Origin of the sequence: Amycolatopsis mongoliensis, assembly GCF_030285665.1 — a bacterium.
GTDB lineage: Bacteria > Actinomycetota > Actinomycetes > Mycobacteriales > Pseudonocardiaceae > Amycolatopsis > Amycolatopsis mongoliensis.
Map to the genome: position 1 here is coordinate 3,845,643 of NZ_CP127295.1, position 20,686 is coordinate 3,866,328.

Annotated in this window: 17 protein-coding genes; 10 read left to right on the top strand and 7 right to left on the bottom strand. The window is 71.6% G+C overall.

What is annotated here, in order from left to right; genetic code table 11:
* Positions 1-134: 134 nt before the first annotated feature.
* The 3 genes from QRX60_RS18805 to QRX60_RS18815 all read left to right on the top strand — a co-directional run bounded on the left by QRX60_RS18805 (position 135) and on the right by QRX60_RS18815 (position 4,100).
* A complete protein-coding gene (locus tag QRX60_RS18805) occupies positions 135-848 on the top strand; it encodes an LppU/SCO3897 family protein (protein WP_408630272.1) in 714 nt (237 codons plus the stop codon).
* A 373-nt stretch (positions 849-1,221) separates the two neighbouring features.
* Positions 1,222-2,490: a YeeE/YedE family protein gene (locus tag QRX60_RS18810; protein WP_286002069.1), complete on the top strand. Its 1,269-nt coding sequence runs from the start codon at positions 1,222-1,224 to the stop codon at positions 2,488-2,490.
* 74 nt (positions 2,491-2,564) lie between these two features.
* Entirely contained in the window at positions 2,565-4,100 is a 1,536-nt protein-coding gene (locus QRX60_RS18815) for a DHA2 family efflux MFS transporter permease subunit (RefSeq protein WP_286002070.1), read from the top strand.
* Between the two features lie 70 nt (positions 4,101-4,170).
* On the opposite strand, the gene QRX60_RS18820 is transcribed toward QRX60_RS18815, so the two are convergent.
* Positions 4,171-5,391 carry an acetyl-CoA C-acetyltransferase gene (locus QRX60_RS18820; protein ID WP_286002071.1) on the bottom strand — a complete coding sequence of 407 codons (1,221 nt, stop codon included), beginning with the start codon at positions 5,389-5,391 and terminating at the stop codon, positions 4,171-4,173.
* Between the two features lie 125 nt (positions 5,392-5,516).
* On the opposite strand from QRX60_RS18820, the gene QRX60_RS18825 reads away from it, so the two are divergent.
* From QRX60_RS18825 to QRX60_RS18850, 6 genes are all read left to right on the top strand, one after another.
* Entirely contained in the window at positions 5,517-6,473 is a 957-nt protein-coding gene (locus QRX60_RS18825; protein ID WP_286002072.1) for a pentapeptide repeat-containing protein, read from the top strand.
* Between the two features lie 348 nt (positions 6,474-6,821).
* Entirely contained in the window at positions 6,822-8,192 is a 1,371-nt protein-coding gene (locus tag QRX60_RS18830) for a cystathionine beta-synthase (protein ID WP_286002073.1), read from the top strand.
* Positions 8,193-8,319: 127 nt separating this feature from the next.
* On the top strand, positions 8,320-9,858 hold the full coding sequence (locus tag QRX60_RS18835) for a hypothetical protein (RefSeq protein WP_286002074.1): 1,539 nt from the start codon (positions 8,320-8,322) through the stop codon (positions 9,856-9,858).
* A gap of 405 nt (positions 9,859-10,263) precedes the next feature.
* Positions 10,264-10,656, top strand: coding sequence for a hypothetical protein (locus QRX60_RS18840; RefSeq protein ID WP_286002075.1), 393 nt, complete (start codon positions 10,264-10,266; stop codon positions 10,654-10,656).
* A gap of 180 nt (positions 10,657-10,836) precedes the next feature.
* The gene (locus QRX60_RS18845) at positions 10,837-11,268 is read left to right on the top strand and encodes a hypothetical protein (RefSeq protein WP_286002076.1); all 432 of its coding nucleotides are present in this window, start codon (positions 10,837-10,839) and stop codon (positions 11,266-11,268) included.
* Positions 11,269-11,318: 50 nt separating this feature from the next.
* Entirely contained in the window at positions 11,319-12,476 is a 1,158-nt protein-coding gene (locus tag QRX60_RS18850; RefSeq protein ID WP_286002077.1) for a cystathionine gamma-synthase, read from the top strand.
* A gap of 5 nt (positions 12,477-12,481) precedes the next feature.
* On the opposite strand, the gene QRX60_RS18855 is transcribed toward QRX60_RS18850, so the two are convergent.
* Positions 12,482-12,895 carry a pyridoxamine 5'-phosphate oxidase family protein gene (locus tag QRX60_RS18855; protein ID WP_332845860.1) on the bottom strand — a complete coding sequence of 138 codons (414 nt, stop codon included), beginning with the start codon at positions 12,893-12,895 and terminating at the stop codon, positions 12,482-12,484.
* A gap of 188 nt (positions 12,896-13,083) precedes the next feature.
* A complete protein-coding gene (locus QRX60_RS18860; RefSeq protein WP_286002078.1) occupies positions 13,084-13,356 on the bottom strand; it encodes a hypothetical protein in 273 nt (90 codons plus the stop codon).
* Between the two features lie 94 nt (positions 13,357-13,450).
* Here QRX60_RS18860 and ilvA point away from each other — a divergent pair, with 94 nt between their 5' ends.
* On the top strand, positions 13,451-14,653 hold the full coding sequence (gene ilvA / locus QRX60_RS18865) for a threonine ammonia-lyase (protein WP_286002079.1): 1,203 nt from the start codon (positions 13,451-13,453) through the stop codon (positions 14,651-14,653).
* Positions 14,654-14,711: 58 nt separating this feature from the next.
* On the opposite strand, the gene QRX60_RS18870 is transcribed toward ilvA, so the two are convergent.
* The 4 genes from QRX60_RS18870 to QRX60_RS18885 are packed head-to-tail and all read right to left on the bottom strand — an operon-like array spanning position 14,712 to position 20,684.
* Complete coding sequence (locus QRX60_RS18870) at positions 14,712-15,545, bottom strand: ferredoxin (protein WP_286002080.1); 834 nt, start codon at positions 15,543-15,545, stop codon at positions 14,712-14,714.
* 12 nt (positions 15,546-15,557) lie between these two features.
* Positions 15,558-16,418, bottom strand: a complete 861-nt coding sequence (locus tag QRX60_RS18875; RefSeq protein WP_286002081.1) for an immunity 49 family protein — start codon at positions 16,416-16,418, stop codon at positions 15,558-15,560.
* Positions 16,419-16,425: 7 nt separating this feature from the next.
* Positions 16,426-20,376, bottom strand: coding sequence for a hypothetical protein (locus QRX60_RS18880; RefSeq protein ID WP_286002082.1), 3,951 nt, complete (start codon positions 20,374-20,376; stop codon positions 16,426-16,428).
* The gene (locus QRX60_RS18885; RefSeq protein WP_286002083.1) at positions 20,376-20,684 is read right to left on the bottom strand and encodes a type VII secretion target; all 309 of its coding nucleotides are present in this window, start codon (positions 20,682-20,684) and stop codon (positions 20,376-20,378) included. The genes QRX60_RS18880 and QRX60_RS18885 overlap by 1 nt, the downstream gene beginning before the upstream one ends.
* Positions 20,685-20,686: the final 2 nt, after the last annotated feature.

The following is a 20,686-nucleotide window of genomic DNA, read 5'->3' on the forward strand; positions in this document are numbered from 1 at the left end:
CGATTCGTGCAAATGTGGACCCCGGTGCCGGGCGTGCTCACCCTGCGTGTTTGATGTCCGGGTCGGTTCTTCATTTCACATGTGTGAGGTTCACAGTGAGCGTTCCCCCTCCGGCCCCCGGGGGCCAGCAGCCGGTGGGTCAGCCCGATCCCTACGGGCCGCCTCCTGGCGGCCAGCCGCAGCAGCAGTACGGCCAGCCGGGCCAGTTCGGCGGCCCGCCCCCGGGCACCCCGCCGCAGGGGCAGCCCGGCCAGTACGGCCCGCCTCCGGGCCAGTACCCGCCGCCGCCCGGCCAGCCCGGCTTCCCGCCCGCGCCGCCGGCCCCGCCGAAGAAGTCGAAGGTCGGCCGGTTCGTCGCGCTCGGCATCGGCCTGCTCGTGATCGTGGGCATCGTGATCGCCGGGGTTGTCGCCTTCACGAACTCGCCGGCCAGCTCCAACGTCGGTGACTGCCTGTCGATCGCCGAGTTCACCCGGGGCGGGGACGACCCCGCGAAGGCCGACTGCAACGACCCGAAGGCGAACGTCAAGATCGCCGCCAAGCTCGACAGCGCCAGCGACGACTGCCCGGGCGGCTCGGACGCCGGCTACGACACCTACTCGGTCAGCGGCCGCAGCTCGTACAAGCTGTGCCTGATGATCAACGCGAAGCAGGGCGACTGCCTGGCGAACTTCTCGTCCCAGACCAAGGGCTACCAGAAGGTTCCCTGCTCCGACCCGACGAAGGACGCCGAGCTCGTGAAGGTCGTCGAGGGTCAGGCGAGCGAGAGCGTCTGCGAGGGCACGGAAGCCACGCGCGTCGCGATCTACCCGCAGCCGGCGACGACGATGTGCGTCAAGACGAACTAGTTTCGCGCGTTTGAGGTTCGTCGACAGCGGCCCGGCCCTGCGCGCCGAAGTGGCGGCGGCTGGTTCGACGACAGGAATGAGTCATTCATGTCGTCGGACGAGGTGAATGAGTCATTCACTGCATCGCGGCCGGGGCCTGTACGGGCCGGAGTCTCATGGCACAGGTCCCAGCCGCCTCGAGCGTCGGACTTGCACCGCGCGACTGGCGTCACCCAGCCCGCCGAAGGCCTTCTCGCGAGCTTCGCGAGGAGGCCCTCGGCGCGTTCAGCGGCACCCGGATTGCTCCGTTCGTCCCACACTGTGCGACGAGCTGCGGCGAAGTGATCATCGGACCTAACGTGAGCCGTCCTTCCCGCCCGAGCCTGGAGTACTGGTGGCGACGACCGAATCCCCTGCCGGTGAACCGAAGTTCCTCGACTTCCCCACCGCCTGCGCCGCGCCCGTCCCGCAGCCGGAGGAGCCCGTCCGCGTGGTCCCGCTGGCCGTCGCCGGCGTCCTCGCGGCCGGCCTGACCTGGTACGTCTGGGCGAGCCAGGGCACCAAGTCCGGCGTCCTGCTGCTGCTCGGCCTGGGTCTCGGGCTCGCGCTGTTCCACTCGCGGTTCGGCTTCACGTCGGCGTGGCGGCAGCTGATCGCCGTCGGCAACGGCCAGGGACTGCGCGCCCACACCCTCCTGCTCGGCACCGCCGCGACGCTGATCGCGCTGATCGCCGGCACCGGCGCCGGGCTCTTCGGCAGCAAGCCGGCGCCGACGGCCGGCCCGCTCGGGCTCGCCCTGTTCGTCGGCGCGACGCTCTTCGCGATCGGCATGCAGCTCGGCGGCGCGTGCGCGTCCGGCACGCTGTTCGCGGTCGGCTCGGGCCAGTCGGCGATCGTCCTCACGCTGGGCGGGTTCATCACCGGGTCCGTGCTCTACACCTGGGCGTACCCGGTGCTGAGCGGCTGGCCCGAGCTCAAGGGCGTGCTGCTGGCCGACCACGTCGGCTGGTTCGGCTCCTGGGCGGTCACGATCGCCGTGCTCGCCGGGATCGTGCTGGTCACCCGCGCGGTGCAGCGCCGCCGCACACCGCCGCCGGTGGACGTCGTGCCGACCGCGCACGGCTTCGCGCGGATCTTCCGCGGCTCGTGGCCGATCCTCGCCGGTGCCGTCGTGCTGGGCGTGCTGGCCGGCGCGGTGTTCCTGGTCTCCGGCGGGATCTGGGGCGTCACGAGCGCGTTCTCGTTGTGGGGAGCCAAGATCCTGCAGGTGTTCGGGCTGCACCCGGAGTCCTGGGAGTTCTGGCGGCAGAAGGCCAACGCGACGTCGCTGGCCAACCCGATCTGGAAGGACAAGAACAGCCTCACCGACATCGGGATCATGATCGGCGCGGCGGTGGCCGCCGCGGCCGCGGGCGCGTGGAAGATCCACAGCTCGATCCCGTGGCGCACGGCGGTCGCCGCGATCCTCGGCGGCGTCATGATGGGCGTCGGCGCGCGCATGGCGGGCGGCTGCAACATCGGCGCGTACCTCGGCGGCATCTCGACCGGCAGCCTGCACGGCTGGCTGTGGGGCGTGTTCGCGCTCGGCGGCACCTGGATCGGGCTGAAGCTGCGGCCGCTGTTCGGGCTGGCGAACCCGGTGCCGACCGACAGCGTCTGCTGAAACCCTTCGGTTTTTGTCGGGGTCCCCCAGTACTCTCGCGGACGAATCCACGGGAACTGGGGGACTTCTTCCTTATGGCAACGGAAAGTACGGCCACCGCGCCGAAGGGTGACGCGCTCGACGCGGGGGTGCTGAAGGTCGCGTCCGTGGTGGTGCTGGGCGCCATCATGGCGATCCTCGACACCACGGTCGTCAACGTCGCGCTGCAGAAGCTGACGATCGAGTTTTCGACGTCGTTCGACGTCATCCAGTGGGTCGCCACGGGCTACCTGCTGGCGCTGGCCACCGTGATCCCGGTCACCGGCTGGGCGTCCGACCGGTTCGGCACCAAGCGGCTCTACATGCTCGCGATCGTGCTGTTCCTGGCCGGCTCGATGCTTGCGGGGGCGGCCTGGAACATCGAAACGCTGATCGTCTTCCGCGTCCTGCAGGGCTTCGGCGGCGGCATGCTGATGCCGTGCGGCATGACGATCCTGACCCGCGCGGCCGGCCCGCAGCGGATCGGGCGCGTGATGGCGGTGCTGGGCGTGCCGATGCTGCTCGGCCCGATCGGCGGCCCGATCCTGGGCGGCTGGCTCGTCGACGCGGTGAGCTGGCGCTGGATCTTCTTCATCAACGTGCCGATCGGCGTGGTCACGCTGCTGCTGTCGTGGCGGCTGCTGCCGAAGGACGCCCCGGAACCGGCCGGGCGCTTCGACTTCGTGGGCATGCTGATGGTGTCGCCGGGGCTGGCGGCGCTGATCTTCGGCGTCTCGAAGGTCCCGTCGGCGGGCGGGTTCGGCGCGGTCGAGGTGTGGCTGCCGGTGCTGGCCGGGCTGGTGCTGCTCGCCGGGTTCGTGGTGCGCGCGCTGAAGGTGGCCAACCCGCTGGTGGACCTGCGGCTGTTCAAGAACCGCGCGTTCACGATCGCGATGGTGACGATGTCGCTGTTCTTCGTCGCGTTCCTCGGCGGGATGATGCTGCTGCCGACGTACTTCCTGCTGGTGCGCGGCGAAACGACGCTGCACGCGGGGCTGTTGCTGGCCCCGCAGGGCTTCGGCGCGATGATCATGATGCCGATCACCGGCCGCCTGGCCGACAAGGTGGGCGCGCGCAAGATCGTGCTGCCGGGCATGGTGCTGCTGGTCGGTTCGATGGCGATGCTGACCCAGGTCACGGCGACCACGCCGTACTGGGTCCTGCTGTCGGCGCTGTTCGTGATGGGGCTCGGCATGGGCTGCACGATGATGCCGATCACGACGTCGGCCCTGCAGACGCTGCAGCCGAAGGACATGGCCCGCGCGTCCACGGCGACGAACATCGTCCAGCAGACGGCGGGCGCGATCGGTTCGGCGGTGATGGCGACGATCCTGGCGGCCCTGCTGGCGGGCAAGTTCGGCGTCCCGACGGCCCAGGGCCAGCTGGCGGCGACGGCGGCGATCCTGAACCCCGCGTCGCACGAAGCGGCGACGGGACTGGCGGCGGACGCCTTCTCGACGACGTTCGTGTGGTCCCTGGTCCTGGTGGTGCTGTGCGTGATCCCGGCGCTGTTCCTCCCGAAGTCCCGCCCGGCGGCACCGGCTGTCTCCGAAGACGGCGACGAGATCACGCCCCCGGTGCTGGTCCACTGAGCAGTCTGCCGCGGCTTGTCGTGAGTGGTTAGGGCGGTTAGAACCGCCCTAACCACTCACGACGCCGGGCTCAGGAGAGGCGTTCGATGATCATCGCCATGCCCTGGCCGCCACCGACGCACATCGTCTCGAGGCCGAACTGCTTGTCGTGGTGCTGCAGGGAGTTGATCAGCGTCGACGTGATGCGCGCGCCCGTCATGCCGAACGGGTGGCCCACCGCGATCGCGCCGCCGTTGACGTTGAGGCGGTCCAGCTCGATGCCCAGGTCGCGGTACGACGGGATCACCTGCGCCGCGAACGCCTCGTTGATCTCGACCAGGTCGATGTCGCCGATCGACAGCCCCGCGCGGGACAGCGCCTGCTTGGACGCCTCCACCGGCCCGTAGCCCATGATCTCCGGCGAAAGCCCGGTCACGCCCGTCGACACGATCCGCGCCAGGGGCGTCAGGCCCAGCTCGCGCGCCTTCGTGTCGGACATGACGACCAGCGCCGCCGCGCCGTCGTTGAGGGCGCAGCAGTTGCCCGCCGTCACCCGGCCGTCCGGGCGGAACACCGGCTTCAGCCCGGAGACGCCTTCCAGCGTGACGCCGGCGCGCGGGCCGTCGTCCTTCGAGACGACCGTGCCGTCCGCCAGCGTCACCGGGGTGATGTCCTTGGCCCAGAAGCCGTCCGCGATGGCCTTCTCGGCCAGGTTCTGCGAGCGGACGCCGAACTCGTCCATCTCCTCGCGCGTGACGCCCTTCAGCCGCGCCAGGTTCTCCGCGGTCTGGCCCATCGCGATGTAGACGTCGGGGACATCCCCGGCGGTGCGCGGGTCGCTCCAGCTGTCGGTGCCGGACTCGGCGGTCGCCGCGGTCCGCTTCTCGGCTTCGGCGAACAGCGGGTTGTGCGTGTCCGGCCACGAGTCCGAGCTGCCCTTGGCGAACCGCGAGACGGTCTCGACGCCGGCCGAGATGAAGACGTCGCCCTCGCCGGCCTTGATCGCGTGGAACGCCATCCGGGTGGTCTGCAAGCTGGACGAGCAGTAGCGCGTGATGGTGCAGCCGGGCAGGTGGTCGTAGCCGAGCTCGACGGCGACCGCGCGGCCCATGTTGAACCCGGACTCGCCGCCCGGCAGGCCGCAGCCCAGCATCAGGTCGTCGATGTCGGCGGGGTCGAGCTGCGGCACCTTGGCCAGTGCCGCCTGGATCATCTGCACGGTGAGGTCGTCGGGCCGCATGCTGACCAGCGAGCCCTTCCCGGCGCGGCCGATCGGCGAGCGGGCGGTGGAGACGATGACGGCTTCAGGCATGACGTGACACATCCTCGTATCGCGAACTAAGCGTGCTAAGCGGTTGCTCACCAGTGTGCCGTGAACCACGCTCCGGGCAAAGCCGAACGCGACCAAGGCAACAGCCGGCTGGCAGGATCACCCGGGTGGGGACCCAGACGCGGGTACTGGGCACGAGGACGATCCTGCTGTGGGGAGCCGGCCTGCTGATCGTGGCCGGGGCCTCGGCGGCGGTGCTGCTGACGCTCCTCGGCGGCGGCCGCCCCGAGGACTCCGCCCGGCTGGACGCCCTGAAGACCGCCGCCAACATCGTCGTCGGGACCGGGGGCTTCGCCGCCCTGCTGCTCGCCGCGCGGCGGCAGCGGTCGGCCGAGCTGGACCTCGTGCAGAAGGACCACGACGCCACCGAGCGGCGGATCACCGAGATCTACGGCAAGGCCGCCGACCAGCTCGGCAGCGACAAGGCACCGGTCCGGCTCGCCGGGCTGTACTCGCTGGAACGGCTCGCCGGTGGGTACGCGCCGCACCGGCAGACGATCGTCAACGTCCTCTGCGCGTACCTGCGGATGCCGTTCGGCTACGACCCGGGCAAACCCGAGGAGAACGGCGAGGAGCTGCAGGTCCGCAAGGCCGCGCAGCGCATCCTGATGCTGCACCTGCGGCCGGGCCCCGCCGAGCGGCCGAGCGGCGACTTCTGGCCCGACGTCGACCTCGACTTCTCCGGGGCCACGCTCGTCGGCCTGAACCTCACGCACTGTTCGATCCGGTCGATCGTGTGCTTCGGGGCGAAGTTCTTCGAACTGGCGTCCTTCCGCGGCACCGAATTCCGCACCAAAGCCGACTTCAACAAAGCGAACTTCGAAGACCGCGTCGATTTCCGCGGAACCGCTTTCGGCGGTGACCGCGACTCGTTCAACGGTGCCGTTTTCGCTGGTCCGGTCGATTTCGGCACGAAGACCGCGGCCCGGCTCGCCGGGGCCGAGGCGAAGGGGGTTTTCGCCAGGACCTGGCCCCAGGACTGGGAAGAACGCCCGGTCGACGGCGATCCGGCCCGAACGCGATTGACTCGAAAGGGTGAACCGCTGGATCTCGGCACCCGATAGTATCGGCCCCGGAAAGAGCTTCGTCATTCCGGAAACGGGGGAGGTGAACCGGTGATGGTCGAACCTCGAGGTACTCGCTGGGCCCTCCTGACCCCTCGGATGGGGTACTGCTCCGCGCACGGCGCCGGGCGGGATCTCCGGGACGGGATGACGGCTCAGCGTGCGGTGACCCTCGGGTCCGGAATCGGTACCGGTTAGCGGCTTGGTGGCTTAGCGACACGCCGGGCGCCGGAACGGCCCGACCTCGCGCACAAAGCCCCGTCACCACCCGACGCGCACCCGGAGTCCGCCCCGGCTCGCTTCGTGCTGAGTGGACACCGCCACCGGTCGGCCGTTTAGGCTGGCGTCGTGGAGTACGCAGAGCACATCGCAGACCTCGTGGGCAACACCCCCTTGGTCAAGCTGAACTCGTTGACCAAGGGGCTGAAGCCGCTCGTGCTGGCCAAGGTCGAGTACCTGAATCCGGGTGGCTCGGTCAAGGACCGGATCGCGCTGCGCATGATCGAAGCGGCCGAACGCTCCGGAGAGCTGCGCCCCGGCGGCACGATCGTGGAACCGACGTCCGGCAACACCGGCGTCGGGCTGGCCATGGTCGCGCAGCGCAAGGGCTACCGGTGCGTGTTCGTCTGCCCGGACAAGGTCAGCGAGGACAAGCGCAACGTGCTCAAGGCGTACGGCGCCCGCGTCGTGGTGTGCCCGACGGCGGTGGCCCCCGAGCACCCGGACTCCTACTACAACGTCTCCGACCGCCTGGTCCGCGAGATCGACGGCGCCTGGAAGCCCAACCAGTACGCCAACGCGCAGAACCCGGAGAGCCACTACCTCTCCACCGGCCCCGAGCTGTGGAAGCAGACCGACGGGAAGATCACGCACTTCGTCGCGGGCGTCGGCACCGGCGGCACGATCTCCGGCACCGGCAGGTACCTCAAGGAGGTCAGCGACGGCCGCGTGCAGGTGGTCGGCGCCGACCCGGAGGGCTCGGTCTACTCCGGCGGCAGCGGCCGCCCGTACCTGGTCGAAGGCGTCGGCGAGGACTTCTGGCCGGACACCTACGACCGCAATATCGCCGACGAGATCATCCCGGTCTCCGACGCCGACTCGTTCCAGGTCACCCGGCGGCTCGCGCTGGAGGAGGGCCTGCTGGTCGGCGGCTCCTGCGGGATGGCCGTCGCCGCCGCGCTGAAGCTCGCCGAGCGGCTCACCGAGGACGACGTCGTGGTCGTGCTGCTGCCCGACGGCGGCCGCGGCTACCTGACGAAGGTGTTCAACGACACCTGGATGTCCTCCTACGGCTTCCTGCCGCCGGATTCCTCGGGCGCGACGGTGGCCGACGTGCTCACGAAGAAGAGCGGCTCGCTGCCGTCCCTCGTGCACTCGCACCCGAACGAGACGGTCGCCGAGGCCATCGCGATCCTGGCCGAGTTCGGCGTCAGCCAGATGCCCGTGGTCAGCGCGGAGCCGCCGGTGATGGCGGCCGAGGTCGTCGGCGCGGTCAACGAGCGCGACCTGCTGGACGCGCTGTTCACCGGCAAGGCGCAGCTGGCCGACCGGCTCGAGCAGCACATGTCCCCGCCGCTGCCGACGATCGGCGGTGGCGAGCAGGTGAGCGCCGCGATGACGGCGCTCGAGGGCGCCGACGGAGCCCTCGTCCTGGTCGACGGCAAGCCGGCCGGGGTCGTCACCCGGCACGACCTACTGGGCTTCCTGGCCGGCCGCTGAGCGGAGCTGGGAAAAGAGTTAATCGGAGCACCCGGCCGGGGCGTTACGAGCGCCCTGCCGGGTGATCCGATAGCGTGGGCGCAAATAGAACACTTTCGCGTCCTCGTCAAGGGGGTTCAAGACCCACATGAGTGCACCGCAGCCACCGAATCAGCCGTGGGGTGGCGGCCAGCCACCTCAGGGCCCGCCGAGTGGCCCCCAGCCGCAGCAGGACAACCCGTTCGGCAGCCCGGAACCGACCCAGGTCGTGCAACCCGCCCAGCCCCAGGGCGGTTCCCCGTTCGGGGAGACGCCCGAACCGACCCAGGTCGTCCAGCCGGGCCACCCGGGTGACGGCGGGGCGGGCGCGACCCAGGCGATGCCGCCGGTCGACGCGAACGCGACGCAGATGGTGAACCCGGTCGGCGGCGGCGACGCCCCGGTCGGCGACTCCACGCAGCTGGTTCCGCCGGGCTCCCAGCCGCCGGCGATCCCGTACACCCCGCCGCCGAGCGCGGCCGACAACCCGGCCGCGGCGTTCGGTCAGCAGCAGGGCGGGTTCGGGCAGCAGCCGGGTGGCTACGGCCAGCCCGGTCAGCAGGGCGGATTCGGGCAGCAGCCGGGCTTCGGCCAGCCGGGGCAGCCCGGTCAGCCGCCGCAGGGCTTCGGCGGTCCCGGGTTCGGCGGCCCCCAGCAGCCCGGCTTCGGCGGTCAGCCGCCGCAGTTCGGGGCGGCGGCTCCGGGGGGCAACGGCCTGTTCGGCTACATCGCCGGCGGCGTGGTCGCCCTGCTGGCGCTGGTCGCGCTGATCATCTCGTTCGCCTACATGAGCGACGCGAGCGACTACTCGAAGATCTTCGACCTCGCTCCGGACCAGGCGGCGATCGACAAGGTGCTCGACCAGGCCGGGATCATCGGCCCGGGCCTGGTCTGGTTCTACGTGGTCATGATCCTGGTGGGCTCGCTGGTCTCCCTCGCCGGCGGCGTCGGGCTGGCCCTGGTGGGCAAGCTGGGCGGGATCAAGAAGTTCGTCCCGATCGCGATCGCCGCGGGCGGTGCGCTGCTCACGGTCTTCGCGCTGCTGCTCAAGATCGGGATGACGCCGAACGCCGAGACGCTCGCGCAGGCGTCGGCGTCCGAGAAGGACACCTTCGGTCTCGGGCTCCCGCCGCTGATCCTCGGCGTGCTCATCCTCATCGTGGGCGTGCTCGGGTTCATCCCGGCGACGCGGCAGTTCGTCGGCCTCGGCGACGGCGGTGCCGCGCCGGGCGGGCCGCAGGGCTTCGGCGGACCGCCGAACCAGGGCGGCTTCGGCGGCCCGCAGCAGCCGGGCGGGTTCGGCCAGCCCGGTCAGCCGGGTCAGCCGGGCGGGTTCGGGCAGCAGCCGGGTGGCTACGGCCAGCCGGGGCAGCCGCCGCAGGGGTACGGCCCGCCTCCGGGCTACGGCCAGCCGGGCGGGCCCAACCCGTCCAGCGGCGGGTTCCCGCAGCCCTCGAGCGGGGGCTTCCCGCAGCCGGGTCAGCCGCAGCAGCCGGGCGGGTACGGCCAGCCGGGCCAGCCGCCGCAGGGCTACCCGCAGCAGCCGGGGCAGCCGCCGCAGGGCTGGGGTCAGCCCCCGGGCCAGCAGGGTCCGCCCAGCGGCGGGTTCGGCCAGCCGGGCCAGCCGCCGCAGCAACAGCAGTGGTGAACTAGTACACCTTTTCGTGCCCCGGAGCCCATTCGGCTCCGGGGCACGCTGCATTTAACGCCGAACCGCAATTGTCCGAAAAGGACAAATTAACTGTCAACGCAGTCCGCCCGGATCACGTGACAGTATTTCTGCCGCTACCGCAGGAAAATGATCTTGGGTTCCGCCGTCCGGCCGAATTCCGTTCTCCTTCGGAGTCTCTTCCCCCTTTCGGGACTAGGGTGAACGCCGTAGTCCCGCTCTGCTGATGGGGGAGTTGTGACCGGCCAACGCGGATACCCGGTGTCACATTCGCATTCGTATTCATCGACTCGGCCGTCCGGAGTAACGGCAATCCTCGCCGGGCTGCTCGGACTCGCGGCGGCCGTCGCCGCGGGATATGTGCCGGTCCGGATTTTCCTCGACATGCCCGCCGAATTCAGCCTCGGCGCCCTGCCGTCCTTGGTGCTGGTGGACCTCGCCGCCTACCTCGGCGCCGGGCTGTTGCTCCTGCTGGGCGCACTGGCGACGTTCTTCCGCGCGACGGCGGGCGCGGTCCTGCTCGGCCTGGGTGCCCTGCTGGCCATCGGGGCGTTGCTGACGGAGCCGTTGTCGGTGGGCGTCCCGCTGGCCCGGTTCGCGGACGCGATGTTCACCCACGGCGGGTTCGCGATGGTGGACCGGGTGAGCCTCGCCGGCTTGGCGGTACTGGTGCTGGTCCTGGCGTTCCTGCCGCCGACCTTCCGCTACCTGCGCTACCGCACGCCGACGCTGCCGGTGTGGACGGGCCAGGAGGCCTACTCGTCGCGGAGTTGGTGATTCCGCCCTCCGGGCAGCCGCCGCTCCTGCTGCGCCGGATCCTGCTCGTCTTCGCGGCGCTCCCGGCCGCCGGACGGTGGACCCGGCGGCCCGTCACGATCACCCACGGTCACACGCCCTATCCTCGGCAGCCGTACCCGCCCCACCAGCAGGGCGGCCGACCTCCGGGCTGGTGACCGCGTGACGACGTCGACCGAGGGGCGGACGGCGCTCGCCGCCGCGGTGCTCGCCCTGCTCGGCGGGCTGCTCTACCTGGCCGGGCTCGTCCTGGACGTCGTCGCGCTCGTCCGGTTCCCGGGTGACGCCGGTCGCGTGGCCGTCCACGCCGCGGTCGACGCCGTGCTCGCCTCGGCGCTGCTGCCCGGCGGTGTCCTGCTGCTGCGGCGGCAGCCGGCCGGCCGGATCGGCTGCATCGCCGGGAGTTCGGCGGCCCTGCTCGCGACACTGACGTCGGCGGCCCTCACGGCCGCCGGGCTCACCTTCGCCGACTTCGGCGGTCCCGGCGACCTGGCGATGGGCGGGCTGACCGCGCTGGTCCTGGTGGTGCCGCCGGCCGTGGCCACGCTGCTGCTCGCGGTGTCCGCGCCCGCCGCCCGGTGGTGCGGATACTGAGATCCGTCCCACCTGACGGGAATGCCGGAGGTCCGCCGTACGCTTACCCCATGGTGGACGACTACTCCGTACTGGGATTCGAGACCCGCGCCATCCACGCCGGTCAGAAACCCGACCCCCGCACCGGCGCGGTGATCGTGCCGATCTACCAGACCTCGACCTACGCGCAGGACGGCGTGGGCGGGACCCGCGAGGGCGACTACGAGTACTCGCGCACCGCGAACCCGACCCGCTCGGCGCTGGAGGAGGCGCTGGCCTCGCTGGAAGGCGGCCGGCACGCGCTGGCCTACGCGTCCGGCATGGCGGCCTCCGACGTGGTGCTGCGCAGTACCCTGCGCCCCGGTGACCACCTCGTGCTCGGCAACGACGCGTACGGCGGCACGTTCCGCCTGATCGACAAGGTGCTCAGCCTGTGGGGCGTCGAGCACACCGTCGCCGACCTCGCGAACCTCGACGAGGTGCGTGCCGCGATCCGGCCCGAGACCAAGCTGATCTGGTGCGAGTCGCCGACCAACCCGCTGCTCGGCGTCGCCGACATCGCCGCGCTGGCCGGTGTCGCGCACGACGCCGGCGCCCGGCTGGTGGTCGACAACACCTTCGCGACGCCGTACCTGCAGAACCCGCTCTCGCTGGGCGCGGACATCGTGCTGCACTCGACGACGAAGTACCTCGGCGGTCACTCCGACGTCGTCGGCGGCGCGGTGATCACGAACGAGGACGAGCTGCGCGAGCAGCTGTTCTACCTGCGCAACGCCGCGGGCGCGGTGCCCGGGCCGTTCGACGCGTGGCTGACCCTGCGCGGCATCAAGACGCTGGCCCTGCGCATGGAGCGGCACAGCGACAACGCCGAGCTGATCGTGCAGGCGCTGGTCAAGCACCCCAAGGTCGCGAAGGTCTATTACCCGGGCCTGCCGGAGCACCCCGGCCACGAGACGGCGGCGAAGCAGATGCGCCGCTTCGGCGGCATGGTCTCGTTCAGCCACGCCGACGGCGAGCAGGCGGCGCTGGAAGTGGCGTCCCGCACGAAGCTGTTCATCCTGGCCGAGTCCCTCGGCGGCATCGAGTCGCTGATCGAGCACCCGGGCAAGATGACCCACGCGAGCACGGCGGGTTCGACGCTGCAGGTCCCGGCGGACCTGCTGCGCCTGTCCGTCGGCATCGAGGACGGCCGCGACCTGGTCGCGGACCTGCTGACCGCCCTGGGCTGACCGCCTCAGCCCAGCTCGAGGCCGCCGCCGTGGAGGCGGTCCACCCGGAGCTTGGTGACCACCCGCCGGTCTTCGACCATGGTGCCGAAGAACGCGGCTTGGTCCTCGGGATCGGCGAACGGGGCCTGCATGGCGAGCAGCTCCCGGCCGGTCTCGTCCCCGGGCACGGAGCTGACCGGGGACACCTCGCCGACCCCTTCGGCGACGGCGAAGGACATGTGGTCCGGACTGCTGACGTGGAGCGCCGCGCGGGGGTTGCGGGCGAGCCGGCGCACCTTGGCGCGCCCCAGGGTGGAGCCCACCCGCACGAGGCGCTCCGCCGGATCCCAGGCGTGGGCGACGGTGGACAGGTGGGGGTGACCGTCGCGGTTGACGCTGGCCAGCGCACCCAGGTTGTGCGTGCCGAGCAGGCGGCTCAGCGCCTCTTCGGTGGGCCCGGCTCGTAGCCGGTCTCAGGTGCCTGTGTCATGTGCTTGATCATCGGGGGCCGATGGCCGCCGCGGAAGAAGGCACTTTCCTGTCCCAGGGGCGCATCGACGTAGCCGCCCTGGTCAGGGACCCGGGCACGCGAAAACAGGCTTCCGGTGCCGTGGTGGTCTTCCCGGGATCAGGGGTTGTAGTTGCCGTGCACGACGCCACCCGACTTCGGGGTGCCCGTCGCCGGCAGGTTCGAGCCGTCCACGCAGCCGCCCACCAGCTCCACGTGACTGTCGTGGCGGATGTACTGGGCCGGGGAACCGCACGAGGCGCTGTCCACCGTGAAGTACGCGGCTCCGGTCAGCGCGGCCGCCGAGGCCACGCCGATCACCAGCGGGAGCAGGCCGGCCGACCGGGTCGCGCGACTCCGTCGAGCGGCGTCCGCGTCGTTCCCCCGTGCCATGGTTGCTCCCTGTTTACCGCGTGTTGACACGCCCAGGGTACCCGGCTCCCGGTCCGGTCAACCTGTGGAGTTCCTGAGTGGCATCATCCGGGCCATGGAACTCGTGACCATCGAGCGGATCCAGGCCGCCCGGGAACTCCTACGCGGAGTCACCCGGGTGACGCCGATGGAGCACGCGCGCGACCTGCGCCGGCTCCACGGCGGTCCGGTGCACCTGAAGTGCGAAAACCTGCAGCGCACGGGGTCGTTCAAGATCCGCGGCGCTTACACCCGCATCCACGGCCTGAGCGAGGCCGAACGCGAACGCGGCGTCGTCGCGGCCAGTGCCGGCAACCACGCGCAGGGCGTCGCGCTCGCGTCGTCGCTGCTCGGCGCCAGGTCCACCGTCTTCATGCCGCTGCGGGCGCCGCTGCCGAAGCTCGCCGCCACCCGCGGGTACGGCGCCGACGTCCACCTCCACGGCGCGCTGCTGGAGGAGACCCTCGCCGCGGCGATCGAGTTCGGCGAGCGGACCGGGGCGGTGTTCATCCACCCCTTCGACCACCCGGACGTCATCGCCGGCCAGGGCACCGTCGGCCTCGAGATCCTCGAGCAGGTGCCCGGCGTGAAGACGATCCTGGTCGCCACCGGCGGCGGCGGGCTGGTCGGCGGGGTCGCGTCGGCGGTGAAGGCCCTGCGCCCGGACGTCCGCGTCGTCGGCGTCCAGGCCGAGGACGCGGCGGCCTACCCGCCGTCGCTGGCCAAGGGCGCGCCGGTCCGGCTGAGCTCGACCTCGACGATGGCCGACGGGATCGCGGTCGGCGAGCCGGGCCCGGTCAGCTTCGCGCACGTCGCGGCGCTGGTGGACGACGTCGTGACGGTCTCCGAGGAGTCCCTCTCCCGCGCGGTGCTGCTCTGCCTGGAACGTCGCAAGCTGGTGGTGGAGCCGGCGGGCGCGGCGACGGTAGCGGCGCTGCTGCAGCACGCCGGTGCCTTCGAGCCCCCCGTGGTGGCGATCCTCTCGGGCGGCAACGTCGACCCGGTGCTGCTCCTGCAGATCATCCAGCACGGCATGACGGCGGGCGGCCGCTACCTGCGCCTCCACCTGCGGGTTCCGGACCGCCCGGGTTCGCTGGTGGGCGTGCTGTCCTGCGTGAGCGAACTGGGCGCGAACGTGCTCGACGTCCAGCACTCCCGGATTTCCGGCAGCCTCGACCTCGGCGAGGCCGACGTCGTCCTGGCGCTCGAAACCCGCGGTCCCGAACACTGCAAGGACCTGGAGATCGCGCTGACGAACGCCGGTTACACCGTCGTCTGACCGGTCTTCCGGGGGTTCCGGGTGGCGGAGCCCCCGGCCCGGGGCGAAGCCCCGGTTGTCACCGCGGTTCCCCGGTGATCGCCGCGAGGGCCAGGTCCTTGGCCGACTCGGGCACCTCCGACGGCGCGGTGAAGCGGCGGGCCCGGATGTGGGCGACCAGGTCCGGGTCCGGCGGCACCCCGTGCTCACGCAGGTAGTACGCCACCGCGCCGGGCCAGGCCCAGGCGCCGTCGGTGCGGAAGTTCATCGGCACCACGTCCGTGCGCTCCGGCGCGAACGCGTCCGGGCCGTTGCTGCGCGAGGCCAGGATGACCGGTGCCGCGTCGAGGTAGGCGAGCACTCGCTCGGCTTCGGCCGGGACCAGCTGCTGACGGCGGATGAGCGGCCGGCCCGAGGCGTCGACGCCGTCGTGGATCCGCGGTGTGCGGACCTCCCCCTCGGCCACCGGCGGGGTCAGGCCGGCCCGCTCGCGCAGCCAGGCCGGGACGTGCTCGTCGGCGCGCGGGAAGAACCGCAGCTCGTCCTGGAACCCGATCGGCGGCGGCTGCTGCCGGAACGGCGGTTCGAGGTCGGGCCGCACGAAGTCGACGTCCGGGGGCTGCCCCGGCGCGAAGACGAAGATCGCGCCGAGCCAGGTGCCGCGCCCGGGCTGGTACATGCCCGACCGCAGCACGCCGAGCAGCCGCACCGCTTCCGGGTGCGGCCGGCCCGGCCGGGGCACGCCGTCCGGCCCGGTCACCAGCAGGTCGGCTTCGACGTGCCGGCCCGCGGCGCGGTACTCGACGCGCAGCTGCTGCCACCCCGGCGGTACCTGCGACGTCAGCACGACGCCGATCTGCCGGACGATCTCCTGCTGCTGGTCCGGTCGCACCGGCCCCGGTGGCTGGCTCATGTCGCCTCCGGCTCAGAGGGTGATCTCACCGACGCGGGTGCCCGCGAGCAGGTGGTGGGGCAGGTAGTCCGACTCGACGTCGAACGCCATCCCGGCGTCGCGGGCGAGGCAGGCCATGGCGAGCGGGGCCAGCGCGACGATGCTGGTGGGGTCCCGCGGCCGTTCGGGATCGGCCGTCCAGTACCGCTTGTGCAGCTCCAGCGCGGTGACGAGCGAGTCGGCGAACTTGCCGTCCTCGCGCTGGGTGTAGTGGTAGAACAGCTCGATCGGCGGGAAGGAAAGCTGCAGCACCGCCTCGGGGACGGACGCCCGCAGCGCCTCCGGCTCGGTGCCGCGCATGGCCGCCAGCACGGCCTCGACCAGGCCGGCTTCGCCGCGGATGTGGATCTGCAACGCCCGCACCCAGTCGAAGACGAACTCGTCGTACTGCGGACCCGACGTGCGCAGCAGGTCGACCGGGACGGTCGCCAGCAGTTCGAGCCGCGCCGTGTCCCGCGCGATGACGGCCAGGTAGGTCGCCTTGAGCCAGTTCGGGGCGTCGCTGTCGCGCGTCGGCCCGGTCGCCGGCCGCCGGATCACGTCCTCGCCGAAGCGGAACTCGACCTCTTCGCCTTCAGGCCGGTTCGCGGTCGCGAACAGCGCGCTGCCCGCCTGCAGGGCCCGGCCGAACGCCAGCCACGTTTCGTTTTCCGCGGCCCGCGGATCGGCGCCGCAGCGGTAGGCGAACTCGTTGTACGACCGTTCCAGCGCGAAACTGGGGCCGAGGGTGTCGGTTTCGATGTCTTCGCGAGCCTCGTGCCGGCGCGCGGTGAGCCGTTTCACCGCGCGTTCGGCATTCGGCGCGTCGAAGTCGTGCCTCTCGACGGTGCGCACGCTTTCGTCACTCCCCACGATTCTTCGGTGGCCGGTCCGACAGATCGAAGTGCTTCAGGTTGTAGCCACCGTACACGGGACGTTTCTTGTGCCCGCCCGGGTTGTCGGGGTCCGGAACCTTGTTCCCGGCCGGGTCGAGCTCGAACTCGTCGCGCACCCGGGCCTTGGCCACGTAATAGTCGAGATTCCCCTTCTTCATGGCCCGGCGGAGGTCTTCGGCGAGATTCTGCTCCGCTTCCGTCCCGTTCCGTTCCATGTTCTGGATGATGCTTTCCACGTACTTCGGGTGACCCTGTTCGTAGCGCAGCTGGTCGCCGGCCGGACCCTGCCGGGTGCCGAGCCCGGCGTTCGGCCCCTTCGCCTCGACGACGACGATCTTGGGCTTCCCGTCCGGACCGGTGACCTCGTAGATCTGGTCGAACCGCCCCGATCCCGGTTTGTCGCCGACCCGCGTGTTGTCGCCGTGGAGCTCGGGATCGGGCAGTTCCTTGATTTCGTGGGGCGGCGACGGGAACTTGTCCGCGATCGCGTCGCGCGCGGCGTGCTCGCCGAGCTCTTCGCCGAGATCAGTGCGATCCCGGTGCGCTTCGGAGCGTTCGCGCTCGATTTCCTCGTCGACCGTGCCGCCGTTCTTCTTGGCGTCCTGGTAGTCCGCCTCGGCCTCCCGCGCACGCTGATTGGCTTCGTGCCGGCGTTCGATCAGGTCCTGGGCTTCGTCCTTCTGATGCTGGGTCGCGGAGTGCTCGTACCCCTGCTTGTCGTGGTAGGTCGCTTCCTCGAAGTCGTCGGACTTCGACTCGAACCGCTCGCCCTCCGGCTTGGTCTTGTCTTCCTTGATCTTCGGCAGGCGATCCTCGACGGCGTCGACCTGGTCGGCGTTCTTCCGCGCGTACTCGCCGTTCTTGTTCGGCCCGTCGTAGTACTTTTCGCGGTAGTCGGGGTCGTTGATCTTCTCCTTCATCGGCGCCCGCGGCTCGCGGTCCGGGTGTTCGATGTCGACGGGTTCGTCGTCGATGTAGCGCTCACCGCGGTGCTGCGCGCTGTCGGCGTCGACGTCGTGCGGGTCGCCGTGGTGCGTGTCCGGCGCGAAGCCGTCGTCGCCCGCCCGGTGCGTCGAGCCGTCCGGGCGGTGGGAGTTCCACTCGCCGTCCGGGGGGATGCGCGGGCGCATCTTGCCGTCCGGGCCGATTTCGTAGTCGGACGAGAAGACGCGGCCGTGCGAGTCGGTCCAGGCCGGCTTCGTCGGGGCCATGACTTCGGTGTCGAGCTCGCGCGAAAGCCGGTGCGCGAAGTCGTTCGAGCTCGCGTCGCAGCCGATCAGCCGGACCGGGCGGCCGTCGTAGTCGCCGTTGCGGCGCAGGATGTCCGCGAACTCCTCCGGGGTGTACAGCCGGTCGCCGATGCGGGCGTGGCCGTCCGGCGTGACGTGCACGTCGACGGTGTAGCGGCCGTCCGGGTCGGGCTGCACGCGGTGCGGCAGGTCGCCCATTTCGGGGTCGCCGGCGTGGTAGGAGCTGCCCGCCGGCGTGCTTTCCGAGTGCCGTGCGTTGACCTCCTCCGGGCTCAGCGGCTCGGAGTCGCCGTGGTGCGGGGCGCCGTCCGGGTCGTGCGGGGCGTTCTCGTGCGGAGCGTTCTCGTGGGGGCCGTGGCCCGGCGTGGCGCCGTCGGGGCCGTGCGGCCGGGTGCCCGGCGCGTGGCCGCCGGGGCGGGTGTCGGGGGCGTGCGTGCCGGGGCCGTAACCGCGGGCCGCCGGCGCGGGGGCATCGGGCGTGCGCGGCCGGCCCGCGGGCAGGTCGCCGCCGGTGCGCGGCCGGCCGGGGGCGTCGACGTGCGGGGTGTGCGCGCCCGGGCTGCCCGGCGTGCCGGTCCAGCCGCCACCACCGCCGGTGCGCGGGGAACCGCCGCCGAGACCGCCGCCACCGGGGGCGCCACCGGGCGGCATCCCGCCGCCGCCCATCATCGGCGCGCCGCCCTGCGGCGGGACACCGGACGAGGCGCCGTCCCCGCCGCGCGGCGACGGGACCGTGCCCGGGTCGCCGGTGCGCGGAGTGGCCGGGGCGGTGCCGCTGGCGGAGGTGGTGCCGTCGGCTCGGGGAGGTGCGGCGCTGCTCGGGGTGTCGGTGCCGGCGTGCGAGCCGGGCGCGTCCGACCGGGCGGCGGGCGAAGAGCCGGAGTGGGTGGGGGACGGGCCGCTGTCGCCCCCGCGCGAGGGAGAGCTGTCCCCGGCGTGCGAAGGCGTGCTGTCGCCCGCGCGGGTGGGCGACGGGCTGCTGTCTCCGGTGTGGGAGGGCGTGCTGTCGCTGGCGCGCGTGGGTGAGGGGCTGCTGTCTCCGGCGTGGGAGGGCGTGCTGTCGCTGCCGCGCGTGGGTGAGGGGCTGCTGTCTCCGGTGTGGGAGGGCGTGCTGTCGGTGCCGCGCGTGGGTGAGGGGCTGCTGTCTCCGGTGTGGGAGGGCGTGCTGTCGGTGCCGCGCGTGGGTGAGGGGCTGCTGTCGCCCGCGTGCGACGGCGTGCTGTCGGTGCCGCGCGTCGGTGAAGGGCTGCTGTCGCTTGCCCGGGAGGGCGTGTTGTCGCCCGCGTGCGAGGGAGTGCTGTCGCTGCCGCGCGTAGGGGACGGGCTGCTGTCCCCGGCGCGGGTCGGCGACGGGCTCGAATCGCCCGCGTGCGAAGGCGATCGGGTCGGCGACGGGCTCGCGTCGCCGGGGTGGGAAGGCGAGCCGTCACCCGAGCGCACCGCCGACGGGTTGCCGTCCGGCGAGCCGTCACCGCTGTGCGCCGACGGGGAATCGTCCCCGGCGTGCGCCGGTGAGCCGTCCGGCGAACGGGAACTGTCCCCGCTCGAACTCCGGCGGGAGGCCGAATCCGGCGAGGAGTCGGTGTTCATCGGGTCGGAACTCGGCGAATCCCCGTCCGCGTGGCCGGGATCGCCCGAGCCGGTCGACGAGGTCTCGCCGCTGCGGGAGCCGTCCCCTTCGCCGCTGTGGGACCCTTCGCCGTCCCCGCCGGAAGAACCGTCCCCGTCGCCGGAGTGCGAGCTTTCGCCGTCGCCGCCGGAAGAACCCTCGCCGTGCGCGCGCGGGTGGACGCCGCCACCCTCCCCCTTGGGGATCTTGTGGACGAAGCCGCCTTCCTTGACCTTCAGGCCGTCGAGCCCGCTGACCTTGCCCAGGACCTTCCCGAAGACCTTGGCGATCTTCTCGAAGATGTCGACCAGCTTCGACAGCAGCGGCGACACCTTGCGGATCGTGTCGGTCAGCTTCTTGAGCAGCTCACCGATCTTCTTGCCCCACTTGGCGATCGCGGCCGACGCCTGCGCCACCACCACCGGCGTGCCGAAGCCGAGGGAGAAGACCTCCTCCATCACCCACGAGATCAGCTTGCCGACCAGGTCCGCGATCAGCTGCCGCACGGTCTCGCGCACGAACGAGACGACCTGGCCCATGATCATCGTGACCGTGCTGATCGCGCCGGCCACCGTCGCCGCGCCGGACAGGGCGTCGCTGTGCTCGGCGGCGAACTTGCGGTACGCGTCCGCGCCCTGGCCGGTCCAGCCGGTGGTGCCGTTCTTGACCGCGTTGTCGAAGTCGGTCTTGCGCTCGCCCAGCGCCTTCGAGACGTTGCCCCAGGTGTCCGCATAGGACTGGATCACCGGCGGGTTGCCCGCGACGGAGTCGAGCATGTCCTTCAGCGGCTGGACGTGCTCCATCAGGAACGACGCCACCGACGACATCAGGTAGCCGAACGGGTCGATCGCGGCGCCCGCGATCTCCCCGGCCAGGCTGAGCATGCCCAGCCCGCCGGAAACCCAGTCGCCGTCCTTGATCCCGTTGAACGCGTCCATCGACGACTCGGCGATGCCGATGCCGCCGGCCCAGCCGTAGTCGCCGTTGCCCGCGGTGAACGCACCCGGCCCGTCCGGGTCCGTCTTGGCGTCGACGACGAGCGGGTTCCCCTCCGGCATCACGCACCGCCCGCGGACTTGTTGAGGTCGTCGGCGACGCCGGACTCATACTTGTGGTAGGCCGCCGCGGCTTCGCGGACCTTGCCGGAGACGGCGGTCATCGCCTGCACGGCGTCCTTGAGCGCGTCGATCCCGTACTGCTCGACCGGGTCGAGCAGCATCCGGAACGGCTGGCAGAGGATGCCGTACGCGTCGGTCGGCATGCTGACCTGGTTCGCCGCGTCGACGGCCTGCTGCAGCCCGTCGCCGATGGCGTCGAGCTGCTTCGCGTGCGCCGTCAGGTCGGTGCTGAGTTCCACATCCGTCATCG